Raw genomic sequence first — 15,619 nt, 5'->3', positions numbered from 1 at the left:
ATGGAAGATAAAAGTTCATCCGTCGCCGTTCATAAGTTGGACGGCGACTTACTTCTGCGTACTGCTGAAATCGCAGATGCTGATATGATCGCTGAATATTTTCAGGTGAATCGCGAGTATTTAAAGCCGTATGAACCAACCCGTGAGGACGCCTTCTTTACCGTCAATGGTTGGCTACAAAAACTCATTAAATTAAGCGAACTCCATCGTCAAGGGCTTGGCTATTACTGTCTTCTCATTGATACCCAAAAACAACGCATGTTAGGCACAATTTCCTTCAGCGGCCTGGTGCGTTTCCCATTCCACTCATGCAGCGTTGGTTACTCTCTTGCCCAAACGGCGCAGGGTAACGGATACATGCGTCGTGGTCTTAAAATGGCTTGTGATTACATGTTCGACGTACAAAATATGCATCGAATTCAAGCAGGGTACATGCCGCACAACAAACGCAGCGAAGCGGTTCTGGAACATGTTGGCTTTAATAAAGAAGGCTATGCGAAGGACTATCTTTTGATAGATGGCGAGTGGCAAGATCATATCTTAACTTCACTGACTAAACCTGACTGGCAACCAAAGGCTCGATGATATGGAAAGACTAGAGAAGCAGTTAAAGCTATTAATAGAGTTGGATCAGTTGAAAAATGTGCTTCGCCGAACCCGTGTTAAAAGCGCGGAAGGCAGACTGGAGAACAGCGGAGAACACAGTTGGCACGTAGCTCTGATGGCCGTCTTGATGGAAGAACATGCCAATGCCCCCGTCGATATTTGCAGAGTCATGAAAATGCTGTTGATCCACGATGTCGTAGAGATCGACGCGGGCGACACCTTTGTTTATGATACGGCCGCTTCAAAAGAGCAGGCGGAAAAAGAAATCAAAGCCGCAGAACGTTTATTCGGAATGCTGCCAAGCGAGCAAGGCAAAGAGCTATTGGTATTGTGGCATGAATTTGAAGCCGCACAAACTGACGATGCAAAGTATGCAAAAGCCCTCGACCGTTTAATACCAATGCTTCTGAATTATCATAATGACGGTCAAAGTTGGCAAGAACATGGCGTAACGCGTGAACAAGCGCTTACTATTAACAAAAGAATTGAACTTGGCTCTGTCACATTGTGGGACAAAGCGAAAGAAATAATTGAAGATGCCACCGATAAAGGTTGGCTGAAGTCGTAATAAAGGAGACTGAATGTCTTATTTGCCTTTGGACGAATACCAAAGAAAATGGATTTTTACTCACCAGTCGATGCCGGTACCAGAAGAAGACTTAGCGCAGATAAAGCCGATGAGTCAGGCTCGCTCCGCTCAGTTCTGGAAAGAGAACATCAGTGCGCAAAGCCCTGATATGGACCGTTTGAGCTCTCAAGATTGGCCGATGAAAGAGTCCAACTGGTCAGAAACTGTCGACTGGATGGCCGCTTGGGAATCAGACGAGCCAGACATGCCAACCGAAGTTGAAACACATATTGATTGGCAAGACGATGTTACCGTTTATTTTTGTTACGAGAAGTACAACGTCATCGAAACCAAGTGGTCTATCTTCAAAAAGCATTGGAAGAACTTCCTGTTCTATGATGATGGCCCAATGTTGCTTGGCCGCCGTCGCGCTCAAGCTCTTTGGTTTGACTCAAAAGGCAATGTTAAACTGGGCGAACGCCATTAGTAATATGCTGAAGTTATTATATTAAGCCACCAATTTGGTGGCTTTTTTTATTTAAAGGTTTGATAGAGGGCTTAGGACGCCACTTGCTCCTCTTTCGATAACGTGAGTGTATATTTGAGTGGTTTTTACATCTGAGTGTCCTAACTGCTCCTGAACTGTTCTGATATCGGCACCTGATTCGAGTAGATGCGTGGCAAAGCTGTGCCTTAGTGTGTGGCACGTTACCGATTTTTCGATTCCCGCGTCTTTCGCTGAGCGTTTGACGGCTCTTTGTAGAGCACTCTCGTTGATATGATGTCTTCTTAACTCTCCCATTTCTGGGTCAACACTTAGTTTTGCTGATGGAAATAGAAAGTGCCAGTTAAAGTCCAACTGCGCGTTTGGGTATTTACGTTGTAGACCCTCTGAAATATAAACACCTGCGTAGCCAGGCATGTGGCAATCTTTTTGATAATAACTCCTAGCGAGATCCACTTGTGTTTTTAGGGGAGAATGTAGCTCTTTTGCTAATGTCACCGTACGGCTTTTTCCGCCTTTACCTTGCCAGACACGGATTGCACCATAATCATAATCAATGTCCTGAATTCTTAATCTCAGGCATTCCATTAAGCGAAGCCCGGAACCATAGAGTAGAAGTGTTTGAAGCTTGTATTTGGGATCGATATGTTTAATAAATCTACGAATCTCGTCTCGTGTTAACACGACAGGAAGTTTTCTCTCAGTTAGTGACTTTTGAAATCGCATTTCGAGTGAGAGCGGTGTCTGAAAGAAATCTCGGTACAGAAATGCAATTGAACAAAGCGCTAAAGCTTGAGTTTTTACTGCGACTTTATCTTTGACAGCAATGTGACTAAGGAACTGAACTACATGTTCTTCTGATAACTTAGATGGATGTGAAAACTGATGAAAAACGATATAACGCTTGATCCAAAATAGGTAACTTTCAATCGTTTTATTTGAGTAATGACGCATTAGCATATGCTCTTTTACACTAAGTAAAAATTGGGATTTCATAACGAAACGTAACCTGTTTATTTATACAGGATTGTTAATTTAACATCACTCAGTTGTCTAACCTGCTTTTTGCCGTCTAATTGCGCGTACCATCACTCATATTCATACCTCGTTTCTATATTTTTCATAAAGATAAGTGCTAATATTCATGAATATGCTTAAGAGGAAATAAGGCGTTGTTACGTCTGAAAGGCTGCAAAAAGCCGTATAGAAAGCGTTATGCCTAAGGTGAAATTGATGATCAAGCAGCTTGATGCAAATGAAAAATCTGTGGTTGAACTGTCAGAGCGTTGCTTCGACGAGCTTCGTCAAGTTTACAGGCCAACTGAGCTCGCAGTTAGCAATAAAAACAGTGCTAAAAGTGAGTGGAGTTGTTTTGGTTTCCATGTTGATGAGGTTTTAGTTGGAGTAGTTGAAGCTAAACAGGTTGGCTCAGAATTACAGCTTAGCTCGTTAGCAGTTGCACCAAGTTTTCGCCAAAAAGGTGTAGCTAGAAAGCTCGTCGATTTCGCTGTTACACAGTTTAAGCGTATTAACTCAGTTTCGGTTTGGGGTGTTGAGCAAACAGGTAATGTCGCTGTTTTTAAGGCACTAGGCTTTAATGTAGTTCAACGTTTTGATTCAGACTTTTTCATACTTTCCGACGGTTCAAAAGCGGTAGAAGTTCAGTTAAAACAAAAAGTAACGGCATAACAAAGCGTTTAAGAGGGACTTGGCACACGTGGCATTTTCAATTTGCGTTGGGTTTAGTGGTTAAGGTGTTATGCGGTCACTTTTGTATTGCGTGCCTGCGCCCCTTAACGCGGCGTTAGAGTGAATGAGGAAGTAGCGAGCTAGGTTTATGGAAAAACATTGTATCGTCTTAGGTGGCGGTGGTTGGATGATGGGGGAAATACCCAGTAAATTGGATAGCTATGTATTGTCGCTTAGTGGCAAAGCCAACCCTAAAATTTGCTATTTATCAACGGCAACGGGTGACGCAGAAGAAGTAATTCAACGATTCTACGATTCCAAGTTAAGCGCAAACCTTAGTCATTACCCATTATTTAAGTTGGACCGTGACTGGCAGACTAAGCTCTTTGAGCAAGATATTATTTATGTTGGCGGTGGTAACACTCGCTCAATGCTCGCTTTGTGGCGAGAGTGGGGAATAGATATTATTCTCCGTGAGTGTTATGAGCGAGGTATTATTCTATGCGGTATGAGCGCTGGAGCAATTTGTTGGTTTGACTACGGTATTACCGACAGCGATCCAAACGAATATTCAGTGATAAAAGGGTTGGGTTTCGTTAAGGGGCTTGCTGCTGCGCACTTCAATTACACTGACCAAAAGTACAGCAAATTTACGGCATTTGCTGCTCAAAATCCTGATGTTTGTTGCTATGGTATAAGCGATTATGCGGCTATACATTTCATTAACGGTGTATTTTCTAACGAAATAGTCAGCCACGAAGAGGCGAAAGTAGTGGTAAAAAATTCACTCTAACAAATTGTTCAAGAGGGATTCAGCACGCGTGGCATTTTTACTATGCGTTAGGTTTAGTGATTAAGGTGGTATGCGGTAACATTGGTATTGCGTGCTTCACCCCTTAACAAGGCGTTATGTTTACTTGTATTTCAAAGGCTTAAATGTCTTAGGCTCTAGTTCTTTGTCCCTCTGGCAATTCGTCCCTAGTAGACTCAGCAAATCCGCATTGTCGGCCTAAATTCTTGAATCTCTCAGCCCGTAAAACATGCCAATGTTCGTGGGTTGCTTCATTGTCAGGTCGTGGCGGTTGTCTTCTGGTTTAACTGGCTTAAAGTCGCTTCCAGGTTCTTAGCCAATTAGCATTTTAGCTTGGCAGTTGCCTCGGCAATTAGCCATTGTCTTGCGCTTTGGTTGGAAAGATAGGGCGCTTGTTGTTTCTTGGTCGGGTTGCCTCATTGGGCAGGGAAGTGGAATTACACGTTTAAGGTTAATCGCCTTTGATGGCCAAGTTGGTTCGAGCCTTGAGGTTTTGCTCAGAAAACTAGTCAGAAATAGCAGTTCTTTCTCAAGTAAATCAAGTATTTGTGGTAAAACATAACAATCAATTTAAGAGGGATTCACAACGCTTGGCATTTTTGCTTCTACTTCAAATTCAGTGTTTATGGCACAATACTTTAGGTTTGGGTGTAGGCGTTGTTCACCCCTTAATTGGGCGTTATGTTTACTTGTATTTCAGTGGCTTAAAGCTTCTTCGGTCTATGTTCTTTGCCCCTTTGGCAGTTGGTCCGAGTTGTCTCAGCAAATCTGCATTGTCGGCTCAATTTCGTGAATTTCTCAGCCCATAAAACATGCCAATATTCGTGGGTTGCTTCATTTGCAGGTCGTGTCGGTTGGGTTCTTGTTTAGCTGGCTTAAAGTCGCTTTGAGGTTTTTTGCCAAGTAGTTTATCGGCTTGGCAGTTGCCTCGGCAATTTAGCATTGTTCTGTGCTTTGGTTGGAAAGAGAGGGCGCTTGTTGAACGTTTATCGGGTTGCCTCATTGGGCAGGGAAGTGGTCTTATGCGCTTAAGGTTTGGCGCATCTGGAGGCCAAGTCGGCTCATACCGTGTGGTTTGCTTCAGAAAACCAGTCAGAAATAGCAGTTCTTTCTCAAGTAAATCATGTGTTTGTGGTAAAACATAACAAACAATTTAAGAGGGATTCCCAACGCTTGGCACTTTTGCTTCTACTTCAATTTTAGTGGTTACGGTACAATGCTTTAGGTTGGGTGGTAGCGTTGCTCACCCCTTAATTGGGCGTTATGTGAATAGGAGGTTCCAATGAACAAGGTAGTCAAAGCTCGCTTCGATGAATATCCGGAAAATGTTCGCCTTAGGTTAGAGGAACTGAGAAATCTAGTCTTTCAAATCGCATCTGAATTGGAGCTGGGTGAAATCGATGAATCTCTAAAATGGGGTGAACCAAGCTACAGCGTAAAAACAGGCAGTCCCCTAAGAATGGATTGGAAACTGAAGTCCCCCAATAATTATTACTTGTTCTTTAACTGCCAAACTAAGTTAGTTGATACATTTCGGGAATTGTATGGTGCAGAACTGAAGTTTCAGGGAAACAGAGCAATAGTTCTGTCCTTATCGAAACCGTTGCCAGAAACAGCAATCAAGTCCTGTTTAGAGTTAGCTTTAACCTATCAGCAGCGTAAAAGTTTGCCTCTGTTGGGTGCTTGAAATAATTCACATAACAAAGCGTTTAAGAGGGATTCCCAACGCTCGGCATTTTGGGTTTGATTCAGCTTTAGTGATTACGGCACAATGATTTAGGTTAGGTGATCTGCGTTGCTCACCCCTTAACGCGGCGTTATGCGTACTAATTAACAAGGAAGAATTAAATTTGAAAGGAAACTGTTTGTGTGGAGAGGTTTCGTTTGAGTTGTCAGGCGAATTGCCACCCATCTATCAATGCCATTGTTCTCTGTGTCGCAAGGTTTCGGGTTCTTCATCAAATTCAGCGTTGATAGTTGAAGCATCAAATTTTAAGTGGCGTTCCGGCGAACATCAAATTAGGTCATTTTCTACGAGCTCAGGTTTTAAATCTGAGTTTTGCTGTCAATGCGGTAGCCCAGTACCGAATATCAGCTCAAGCGGTGATTCATATTGGGTGCCAGCTGGTCTGCTGTCCGAGCCCGTGGATACAAAAGTTTCTGCTCATGTTTATGTTGGCTCTCACGCTAGTTGGGACGTGGGTTTTGTTAATGACGGTATACCGAAATTTGATACGATGCCAACTGAGAAAGATTGGTTAAAAATATGCAGGTAACGCACGCATAACAAGGCGTTCAAGAGGGATTCTCAACGCTTGGCAGTTTTAGTTCAAAGTTTGGCTTTTGTGATTATGGCACAATGGTTTGCGTCAGGTGGTGGCGTTGTTCACCCCTTAACGCGGCGTTAGGCGAATGGAGGTGCAATGAACTACGAAAGTGGAATTTTTAGAGTCAGAGAGTTTCGAGAAGCTGATGCAAATTCTTTGTTCAATATGTATTCAGGCTCAAGCAGTTCAGCCAAGTACATATCGACATTGCCTCACGACACAGTTGAAACCACGCTCTCGAAAATTAAGCAATGGCGAAAATTCTATTCAGAAAATGCTCCCAAAGTTTGTGTGTATGCTGTTGCTGCGAGTCCAGATGATTTCGTGTTCGGTTTAGTTGTTTTCGTATTTAATGAGCAATATGCTGAAATTCACTTTGGTATATCAGATCAATTTAGTCATCAAGGCATCGCAACAAAGTTATGCCGCTCTGGTCTGCAATACTTGAAAAGTTTGGGTGTAAATGAAGTAAGAACAAATCCCTTTATTGAGCATCTCGCAAGCATAAGAGTTTTAGAAAAGTCGGGTTTCTCAAATCATGGTACGCTCAAAAATCATGCGCGGTTTCCGACTTTGGGCGATGGTCTATTCAACTGTGCTGATATGCGTATAAGCCTTTGCAAATTCGCCTAACAAGTTGTTCAAGAGGGATTCACAACGCGTGGCATTTTTACTATGCGTTGGTTTTGGTGTTTAAGGTGGTTTGCAGCAACTTCGGTATTGCGTTGTTCACCCCTTAACAAAGCGTTATGCGTAAAAGAGGAGTTTTATTTTGGGTGCATGGAGTGAAGACAATTTTGGCAATGATAGTGCCAGTAATTGGATATGGGAATTGGAGAAATCAAAAGGGGTGAATACTCTACTGTCACCGATACAATCGGTGGTAAATGAGAATGAGTACTTGGAAGTAGATATTTGCTCCGAAGCTTTAGCTGCCTCAGAAGTCATTGCGGCGGCGATAACAAACGATCACATTTTGTTGCCAGATGAAGCCCGAAATTGGCTTAATCGTAAGCAAGGTTGGCTAATTGGTCGTAAGCCTCAAATAACAGCAGAGCATGCGAAACAAGCGCTAAGAGCAGTTCAAAAAATACTTTCAAGCTCTGAGCTTCAAGAACTCTGGGAAGAGGATGGAGTTAATGAAAAATGGAGAGAAATACAAAGTAATCTCATTGCCAAGTTAGAAAGCGCATAACAAACTGTTTAAGAGTGATTCGCAACGCGTGGCATTTTCATCATGCGTTGATTTTAGTGATTAAGGTGGTATGCGGCGGCGTTGGTATTGCGTTGCTCACACCTTAACAGGGCGTTATGGCGCAGGGATAGAATCAGCTAAGGGAACTCTATGAGCGAGAAAGTAAAAGTAGCCTTGAACTGGCTCAAAGGTCTTTTGGAATCGGAGAATATCGAGTATCAAATAGTCGGTGGGTTGGCGGCAACGATTCATGGTGGCAGTCGTGAAGTCGCAGACATCGACCTCTATATCCACAATTCAGATGCAAAAAAAGTATTAGCTCACGTTTCACAGTATGTTTCTAAGCCACTTACTCGTTACTCGGAATATGGCTGGGACTTAGAGTATTTTCAGTTAATCTATCGAAATCAAAAAATTGAAATAGGTTTGGCTCAACATACCAAGATCCAATCTTCACTGGATGGTTCGTGGCACCAACTTGAAATCGACTTCTCAAAGTCAGTTGTCAAAAGCTATCAAGGTATTGAATTACAGGTCATTCCGGTTCATCAGTTGGTAGAATATAAGCGAATATTGGGTAGGGAAGTAGACCTCATAGACGTTCAGCAGTTAGCTTCAAGTTCAGCGCCATAACAAAGCATTTAAGGGTGATTCTCAACGCTTGGCATTTTTCATTCCATCGTTGAGTTCAGTGTTTACGGTGGTATGGTTAGGTTCAGTGGTCGCGTTGTTCACACCTTAATGCGGCGTTAGCCTTCTCTCCAAGCATGTAGAATCAAATAGAGGAAATGCACATGAATAAGTACCAAAAATACCCATTAAACTGTTCATTTTGTAATGCGTTAACTCCTCATACTTTGATTTCAACATTTAACGATGATGAACAAAGTAAAGAGAAGCCAAGTGCGTTTTCATTTATCCGGGCGCTTGGCTTCTCTTTCGAAGTTTTTTGGCGAAGTTTAGTCGGCTCTTCTTACTATATTGCTAAAGAAAAACTATACCATTGTGACAAATGCGGCAAAGTAGAGAAGCATTGAAAATAAAAAGGCTAACAAAGCATTCAAGAGGGATTCACAACGCTTGGCAATTTTGGTTTGAATTGGCTTTAGTGTTTACGGCACAATGGTTTAGGTCAGGTGGTTTGCGTTGTTCACCCCTTAATGCGGCGTTATGCATATAAGGGCAAAAAATGGAATATTGCGTAAAAATAGAAAGAGTTCCTTATGAAGAGCCATATCATCTGCAACTATTGTGGGACGTTTCAAATGGTATGCAGAGCACAAGATTTGAACTATATAATAATGCCTCTGATCTACTGAAAATCGCTAAAGCTCTAGAGGTTTTCCCTCGTCATCCAAAAGACGTTTTTCTGTATGAAATAGGTTCGGAAAGGGAAGAGGATAACTTTGCGCATTATTTTCGTCTGAGGGCATTTATGGTGAGCCCACGAGGGCAATGTGCTCTTCAAATTAGGTTCTGCAATAATTCTCCTCTACCCTATAAACACGTATCAGAGTTTTGTATACAACTTGAACCTAGAGATCTGAATCGGCTGGGCGGTTTGTTTAATGAGTTCTCTAAATTACAAAGTAATTTCCTTGCGTGGAATGCCAAGGGCGATTTTCTAGGTGATAAGTGGGAATATGCATAACAAAGCGTTTAAGACGGATTCCCAACGCTTGGCATTTTCGGTTTGCTTTGAATTTAGTGGTTACGGCGCAATGGTTTAGGTAGGGTGGTAGCGTTGCTCACCACTTAACGCGGCGTTATGTTTTCTTTGATTTTCAATGAATAAGATGATTTCGTGGCTCTGATTCTTTGGTCTCTTTACCCGTTAGATCGAGTAGTCTCAGCAACTCCGCTTTGTCTGTTCAAATTCTAGAATTCCTCTACCGACTTTACGCTTCAAGATTCGTGGGTTGCTTCAATTCGAAGTCGCGCCTCCGTGTTGATAGTCTGTCTGGCGTAAAGTTGTTGTCAGTGTATTTGCCAATCAGCCTATTGGCTTAGCAGTTGTCTCGGCAATTTGCCATTGTTCAGCGCTTTGGTTGGAAAGAGAGGGCGCTTGTTGAACGTTGGTTGGGTTGCCTCATTGGTCTGGGAAGTGGAATTGTTCGCTGAATGTTTGGCGCATTTGGCGGCTAAGTGACTTTGAGCGTGTGATTCACTTCTTAGAATGCATTCAACAAAGCAGTTCATTGCCAAATAAATCAGGCGTTTGTGGTAAAACATAACAAACGCTTCAAGACGGATTCGCAACGCTCGGCGGTTTTGGTTTGAATTGGCTTTTGCGTTTACGGTGTAATAATTAAGTGTCGTGGTAGTGTTGCTCACCACTTAAGCGGGCGTTATGCGTACTAATTAACAAGGAAGAATTAAATTTGAAAGGAAACTGTTTGTGTGGAGAGGTTTCGTTTGAGTTGTCAGGCGAATTGCCACCCATCTATCAATGCCATTGTTCTCTGTGTCGCAAGGTTTCGGGTTCTTCATCAAATTCAGCGTTGATAGTTGAAGCATCAAATTTTAAGTGGCGTTCCGGCGAACATCAAATTAGGTCATTTTCTACGAGCTCAGGTTTTAAATCTGAGTTTTGCTGTCAATGCGGTAGCCCAGTACCGAATATCAGCTCAAGCGGTGATTCATATTGGGTGCCAGCTGGTCTGCTGTCCGAGCCCGTGGATACAAAAGTTTCTGCTCATGTTTATGTTGGCTCTCACGCTAGTTGGGACGTGGGTTTTGTTAATGACGGTATACCGAAATTTGATACGATGCCAACTGAGAAAGATTGGTTAAAAATATGCAGGTAACGCACGCATAACAAGGCGTTCAAGAGGGATTCTCAACGCTTGGCAGTTTTAGTTCAAAGTTTGGCTTTTGTGATTATGGCACAATGGTTTGCGTCAGGTGGTGGCGTTGTTCACCCCTTAACGCGGCGTTATGTTCTCATCGTTAAAAAAGGGATATGAGTCGAGCTTGAGTCTTTTTCATACATTTTCCTTCTGAGACTCTTTCATACTGTGTGAGCGGAGGGCAATATGAAAGAGTTAAGATTAACAAACGCTATGATCACGTTCATTTTGGGAATGATTATCGCGGGTTTAGTTTCAAAAGGGAGTTTTTTGGGGACGGCGTTCAAATATCCTTCAGACTTTATGTTTATAGTGTTTGGTGGCCTACTAGCATTCCTGATTTCTGGATTTTCAATTAGGTACTTGCAGAAAGGTTATTGGAAAGAGTCAGCGTTAATGTATCCAATTTACTATTATGGCTCTTTTGGGCTTTTTGCAGATGGTCATTTAGCAGGTTGGACGCATAGTGGCAGTGTGGGTGAAAAGCTAATGATGTCTCAAATATACATTTTGCTATCACTCGTTTCGGTATTTATTCCACTTATTATCGCTGCAATCTCAGTTGCTCACATTGTTCTATTGAGAGCAGAGGTGAAAAAAGTACGAACATAACAACCAGTTCAAGTGGGATTCAGCACGCGTGGCATTTTTGGTATGCGTTTGATTTCGGTGTTGAAGTGCAATGCGGAAACTTGGTCATTGCGTGCTTCACCCCTTAACTGGGCGTTAGCACTGGGTTGGCATTAAAGGCTAAAAGTTTCTGTTTTTATTGGTTTCTTTTCCTCGCTTTACACCTGAGCAAATGTGCCTTTCAGGTTCGCTCCGGTGGCACTAGATGTGAAGTTTTCGCTTTGAGTTCATTCTTTACGGTTTCTAACTTTCGGGTTATTTCTCTGGTGTTGTTTCTTTAGCGCTGAGAAATTTTCGGCAAAACAAGCGTTTCTTTGTCGCTGTTGCTCAAGTTCGAAGCCCGTATTCTTTGCTAATTTGAAAGAGGTGAAAAAGGGCAGTTAAGCATGTTTTTCTTCTAGCCAACTTACGTCTTGGATTTAGTTTTCAGTTTGGCAGCTGCCTGTTTGGTTTCAGTGTTTTTAGTCATAAATTTCGTGCTATATTTCAATATCTTGGCGTGTACCAAAGGCTTAAAGGGCAGCGTGCTAACAAACAGTTCAAGTGGGATTCACAACGCGTGGCATTTTTACTATGCGTTGGTTTTAGTGTTTAAGGCGGTATGCAGCAGCATCGGTATTGCGTTGTTCACCCCTTAACTGGGCGTTAGGTTAATGGAGATAATAATTGAATAAATGGTATGAAGATGATGATAAAGTTAAATCATTGTTTGACGGAATTCGAAACTACATATATTGCGGAGTAATTCTCTATGTTGGTGTTTGGACTGTAATCCGTCCTGCTGGAAATTTATTTATAGATACACTCGGAATACTGTTTAGTTGCTTGGCTATTTACTTGTTTTGGGTGAATACAAAAATAATGGAAAGGAAACTTTTTCAACAGCCTAGAGGCTCTTTGAAAGGGACTATAGTAATTAGCCTGATCTCAACGTTGTTTCTTCTTTTAGGTTTTAGTCTTTTAGTTCAACAACTCACGGTATTAAACTACAGCGACTTCTTTCCTCCGGTTAACGAAAACAGTTAAGGTTAGAAATGAGCGTGCGTTGAGAAATTAACCTAACAAACTGTTCAAGAGGGATTCGCAACGCGTGGCATTTTCACTATGCGTTGGTTTAAGTGATTAAGGTGGTATGCGGCTACTTCGGTATTGCGTTGCTCACCCCTTAACAGGGCGTTATGCTTAATCCATTAAAATCAAGTGCTTGTGGTTTTCGAACCCTTTGGCATTTCGTTCAGGTTTGTCGGCAATTCAATATTATTCGTCGCTGCCTAACGAAGCGGCAATTTTGCGTGCGCTTTAATTTCTGAGTCATTGCCTCAATGGAATGTTGAGTCTGCGCGAGGTGAGTTTGTCTCTCTCAAGTCGCGTTGAGAAGTTTGGTGCCTTTACTTATAGGCTGAAAGTCTGTCGGCAATTGAGCATTGTTTTTTGCTGTCTAATGAAACAGTAATGTGTTTGTCGGAAAGGGTTTCCACATTGTCTGATTTGTAGCATGAACCCCTGTATTGGTCAGTTTATAGGTATTTGAGTCAGTTCTAATTCAAGAAATGTTGTGGTTTGGCCAATGATTTCAGTGAGTTATTCTTGAGTTGGTTTAAGTTCAAAGTGTTGTGGCTTAAGCATAACAAACGCCTCAAGAGGGACTGTCAACGCGCGGCGTTTCCAGTCCCATTGAGCCGCGGTGGTTGCAGTTGTTGTGTTTGAGTTTAGTGGAAATGCGTTGTCAGCCCCTTAGGCGGGCGTTATGTGAATAGTGGAAAAAGGAGAACAGGGTTGATGGAATCTAATGTTTTTGAACGAACTAACATCGGAGAGCCAGAAATAAGCTCAAGGCTGTATAACCTCACAATAGGGGCTGTGCTGTGTTGGGGATTTTGGGTTAATTGGTTAATGGTTGGGAATATCCCCGTTGAGTCAATTACATCTGTCAATCCTTGGATCTTTTTTATTGGCTATTTGGCAAGCTGTTTATTTGGGATTTACTTATTCAGTAAGTCATCAAATCCTCTAGTTAGTTTTGCAGGCTATAACTTTGTAGTTGTACCTTTTGGACTAATCATCAACATAGTCGTATCAAATTATGATCCCTCGTTAGTTCTGGAAGCGATTAAGGTTACAGGATTAGTGACCGGCATAATGATGTTGCTCGGTACAATGTTTCCGGTTTTCTTCCAAAAAATTTCTGGCGCGTTAACCATTGCATTAATAGCTGTAATTGTTGTTGAGCTTTTTCAAATATTCATACTCGGCATTCACCAGGAATGGCTGGATTGGGCAGTTGTTATCATATTCTGTGGTTACATTGGCTATGATTGGGGGCGAGCAAATCAAATTCCCAAGACAATAGACAATGCAGTTGATAGCGCAGCAGCACTCTACATGGATATCATTAACCTCTTTTTGAGAATCGTTCGGATTATGGGGCGTAAATAAAATTCACATAACAAACGCCTCAAGAGGGACTGTCAACGCGTGGCGTTTCCAGTCCCACTGAGCCAGGGTGGTTTCGGCTGTTGTTTTTGAGTTTAGTGTTAGGCGTTGTCAGCCCCTTAGGCGGGCGTTATGTGAATTCAGCACACTACAGATTAGTTTTTGTGGCTCTTCTCCGCTTTCATGAGTCAAACAACATCAATGAACCTATCATAATCACATGATTTATAATGCTTATTTTTATTATAAGTTTGTAGTGTATTTTGTCGTCTTTGTATTCCTCGTTGTTTTGCTTTAAAGGTCAGTGTGTCGAATCTTGTTCAATAGAAGAAGTGTCCCAATCAGTTTTCGTTCGTTGCCGTCGAGACCGAAGATATAAGGTCAAAGATCCAATCACAGGTGCAACCTGCACCGTAGACCACTATGTCAAAAGACGACTTCAGGATCTGCCTGTTAGCGGACGGCCATGCACGATAGAAGTTGAACTGGCTAAAACCAGAGATAAAGACGGAAGACGGCTAATTGAAGATACTGACTATGTCTCTAAAGGAGGTCGCTATACCGCTCGCTTTTGCAAGTTTATCAGTGGATTATGCCGCCACATGAGCATACATGCCGTGTCTCAGCATTTAGGTATTCGGTGGGAAACAGTCAAAAACATCGATAGAGAATACTTGCGTTCAAGCCTGCCAGCTTTAGAACCCGAGAAACTAAAGAACTTACTCCACATTGGCGTTGATGAAGTAGCTAGAGCTAAACGACACGATTATATGACCGTCGTTTACGACCTTGTTTCTGGTCATTTAATTTGGGTAGAACATGGACGAAAAGCAGAAGTCCTTATCTCATTTTTCGAGCAACTATCAGAGGAAACAAAGGCTGGAATTAAAGCGGTATCAATGGATATGGGGCAAGCTTACCAATCAGCGGTAAGAAAAATGTTACCTCATGCAGACATCGTTTTTGACCGATTCCATGTGATGCAAAACTACTGCATTTTAATCAGAAAAGAGAGAGCGAAAGCTTTTAGGATTGGCTCGCACGATGAGAAAAGGATGCTTAAAGGCACACTCTTCCTCCTACTGAAAAATGCACAGAAATTGGATGACAAGCAGTCTGACAGACTCGACGATTTACTTGAGAGTAACAAGACGTTGTGCGTGATTTATATGCTAAAAGAGCAGCTACAAGCGATATGGGATGAGCCTTGTTACGAGACCATGACAGCCGCTCTTGAAGCTTGGTGCCGTCTAGCAAAGTCAACTCGGATAATGTCACTAAGCAGCTTTGCAGACTCAATATTAGAAAGAAAAGTAGGTATCTGTAACTACGCAAAATACAAGCTGACCAACGCTCGGGTTGAGGCTGGCAATGTATCTATAGGGTTACTCAGACGAAGAGCCAGAGGAGTAAGAGATACAGATTATTTTAAGTTGAAGATCAGACAAACATCGGTTCCTGATACCCACTCAACTTTTTACCCAAATATCAAGCTCACCTAAGCGGAGAAGAACCGTTTTTGTTTTCAACCAGATTACAGAGGTAAATATGAACCTAAGCCAAATTAAAACTTTGCTCTCAAAAGGAGAGATAAAATCTAATGAAGTGAATCCAATTATAGATTCGTTAGCTGTATCTGATTTAGATAAGTTGTCTGATGGAGAACTTATCACATTGAAAGAGCTCCTAAATAGTATGCTTCTACTCATAAACGACCCTAATTCTGGTGCATACTTGAATAATCAAAAAAAAGCAGAACTGTTGTTTTCGTCTATTAAATAGTTTGAAAGATAAATTCACATAACAAACTGTTTAAGAGTGATTCGCAACGCGTGGCATTTTTACTATGCGTTGGTTTTAGTGTTTAAGGTGGTATGCGGGAGCTTGGGTATTGCGTTGCTCACACCTTAACAGGGCGTTAGTTGCCAACGAGGAAAACGCAGCTAAAGCAGAATGTTTAGAGTTAAAATTAGTGTGTTTTTGGTGGCGTTTCGTACTTCAATTTT

General features: G+C 42.0%; 19 protein-coding genes and 1 pseudogene. 19 read left to right on the top strand and 1 reads right to left on the bottom strand.

Annotated features, from left to right (window positions below; genetic code table 11):
• Genes rimJ through L9Q40_RS02980 form a run of 3 tightly spaced genes read left to right on the top strand, consistent with a single transcriptional unit; the run spans position 1 to position 1,661 of the window.
• A complete protein-coding gene (rimJ, locus tag L9Q40_RS02990; RefSeq protein WP_014232343.1) occupies positions 1 to 585 on the top strand; it encodes a ribosomal protein S5-alanine N-acetyltransferase in 585 nt (194 codons plus the stop codon).
• Position 586: 1 nt separating this feature from the next.
• Positions 587 to 1,174, top strand: a complete 588-nt coding sequence (locus tag L9Q40_RS02985; RefSeq protein ID WP_498791948.1) for an HD domain-containing protein — start codon at positions 587 to 589, stop codon at positions 1,172 to 1,174.
• Between the two features lie 13 nt (positions 1,175 to 1,187).
• A complete protein-coding gene (locus L9Q40_RS02980) occupies positions 1,188 to 1,661 on the top strand; it encodes a DUF2947 domain-containing protein (protein WP_498791946.1) in 474 nt (157 codons plus the stop codon).
• Between the two features lie 51 nt (positions 1,662 to 1,712).
• Here the strand turns inward: L9Q40_RS02980 and L9Q40_RS02975 are convergent, their stop codons facing one another.
• Complete coding sequence (locus L9Q40_RS02975; protein WP_498791944.1) at positions 1,713 to 2,675, bottom strand: integron integrase; 963 nt, start codon at positions 2,673 to 2,675, stop codon at positions 1,713 to 1,715.
• A 237-nt stretch (positions 2,676 to 2,912) separates the two neighbouring features.
• Between L9Q40_RS02975 and L9Q40_RS02970 the strand changes: the two genes are divergently transcribed.
• The 16 genes and pseudogenes from L9Q40_RS02970 (at position 2,913) to L9Q40_RS02895 (ending at position 15,395) form a co-directional block, all read left to right on the top strand.
• Positions 2,913 to 3,368 carry a GNAT family N-acetyltransferase gene (locus L9Q40_RS02970; protein ID WP_498792063.1) on the top strand — a complete coding sequence of 152 codons (456 nt, stop codon included), beginning with the start codon at positions 2,913 to 2,915 and terminating at the stop codon, positions 3,366 to 3,368.
• Between the two features lie 148 nt (positions 3,369 to 3,516).
• Positions 3,517 to 4,161, top strand: a complete 645-nt coding sequence (locus L9Q40_RS02965; protein WP_498791942.1) for a Type 1 glutamine amidotransferase-like domain-containing protein — start codon at positions 3,517 to 3,519, stop codon at positions 4,159 to 4,161.
• 1,300 nt (positions 4,162 to 5,461) lie between these two features.
• Entirely contained in the window at positions 5,462 to 5,866 is a 405-nt protein-coding gene (locus tag L9Q40_RS02960; protein ID WP_498791940.1) for a DUF1801 domain-containing protein, read from the top strand.
• Between the two features lie 163 nt (positions 5,867 to 6,029).
• A complete protein-coding gene (locus tag L9Q40_RS02955) occupies positions 6,030 to 6,455 on the top strand; it encodes a GFA family protein (protein WP_322626544.1) in 426 nt (141 codons plus the stop codon).
• Between the two features lie 147 nt (positions 6,456 to 6,602).
• Complete coding sequence (locus tag L9Q40_RS02950) at positions 6,603 to 7,139, top strand: GNAT family N-acetyltransferase (RefSeq protein ID WP_498791937.1); 537 nt, start codon at positions 6,603 to 6,605, stop codon at positions 7,137 to 7,139.
• Between the two features lie 139 nt (positions 7,140 to 7,278).
• Positions 7,279 to 7,701, top strand: a complete 423-nt coding sequence (locus tag L9Q40_RS02945) for a DUF4259 domain-containing protein (RefSeq protein WP_498791935.1) — start codon at positions 7,279 to 7,281, stop codon at positions 7,699 to 7,701.
• A 150-nt stretch (positions 7,702 to 7,851) separates the two neighbouring features.
• Positions 7,852 to 8,334 carry a nucleotidyltransferase domain-containing protein gene (locus tag L9Q40_RS02940; protein WP_025523681.1) on the top strand — a complete coding sequence of 161 codons (483 nt, stop codon included), beginning with the start codon at positions 7,852 to 7,854 and terminating at the stop codon, positions 8,332 to 8,334.
• 161 nt (positions 8,335 to 8,495) lie between these two features.
• Entirely contained in the window at positions 8,496 to 8,738 is a 243-nt protein-coding gene (locus tag L9Q40_RS02935; RefSeq protein ID WP_498791933.1) for a hypothetical protein, read from the top strand.
• A 152-nt stretch (positions 8,739 to 8,890) separates the two neighbouring features.
• Positions 8,891 to 9,352: a hypothetical protein gene (locus tag L9Q40_RS02930; protein WP_434172432.1), complete on the top strand. Its 462-nt coding sequence runs from the start codon at positions 8,891 to 8,893 to the stop codon at positions 9,350 to 9,352.
• Positions 9,353 to 10,082: 730 nt separating this feature from the next.
• Positions 10,083 to 10,508: a GFA family protein gene (locus tag L9Q40_RS02925; RefSeq protein WP_322626544.1), complete on the top strand. Its 426-nt coding sequence runs from the start codon at positions 10,083 to 10,085 to the stop codon at positions 10,506 to 10,508.
• Positions 10,509 to 10,736: 228 nt separating this feature from the next.
• The gene (locus L9Q40_RS02920) at positions 10,737 to 11,162 is read left to right on the top strand and encodes a hypothetical protein (protein WP_498791930.1); all 426 of its coding nucleotides are present in this window, start codon (positions 10,737 to 10,739) and stop codon (positions 11,160 to 11,162) included.
• Positions 11,163 to 11,846: 684 nt separating this feature from the next.
• On the top strand, positions 11,847 to 12,206 hold the full coding sequence (locus L9Q40_RS02915; protein ID WP_017634597.1) for a hypothetical protein: 360 nt from the start codon (positions 11,847 to 11,849) through the stop codon (positions 12,204 to 12,206).
• A gap of 301 nt (positions 12,207 to 12,507) precedes the next feature.
• Positions 12,508 to 12,711, top strand: a pseudogene (locus L9Q40_RS02910) (DUF3709 domain-containing protein).
• A gap of 245 nt (positions 12,712 to 12,956) precedes the next feature.
• Positions 12,957 to 13,616, top strand: coding sequence for a Bax inhibitor-1 family protein (locus tag L9Q40_RS02905; RefSeq protein ID WP_498791927.1), 660 nt, complete (start codon positions 12,957 to 12,959; stop codon positions 13,614 to 13,616).
• 260 nt (positions 13,617 to 13,876) lie between these two features.
• The gene (locus tag L9Q40_RS02900) at positions 13,877 to 15,115 is read left to right on the top strand and encodes an ISL3 family transposase (RefSeq protein ID WP_498791601.1); all 1,239 of its coding nucleotides are present in this window, start codon (positions 13,877 to 13,879) and stop codon (positions 15,113 to 15,115) included.
• A 46-nt stretch (positions 15,116 to 15,161) separates the two neighbouring features.
• A complete protein-coding gene (locus tag L9Q40_RS02895; RefSeq protein WP_029827106.1) occupies positions 15,162 to 15,395 on the top strand; it encodes a hypothetical protein in 234 nt (77 codons plus the stop codon).
• The last annotated feature ends 224 nt before the right edge of the window (positions 15,396 to 15,619 follow it).

Source organism: Allocatenococcus thiocycli (assembly GCF_921292965.1).
Taxonomy (GTDB): Bacteria; Pseudomonadota; Gammaproteobacteria; order Enterobacterales; family Vibrionaceae; genus Vibrio; species Vibrio natriegens.
This window is presented reverse-complemented; position numbering and strand designations above follow the sequence as displayed.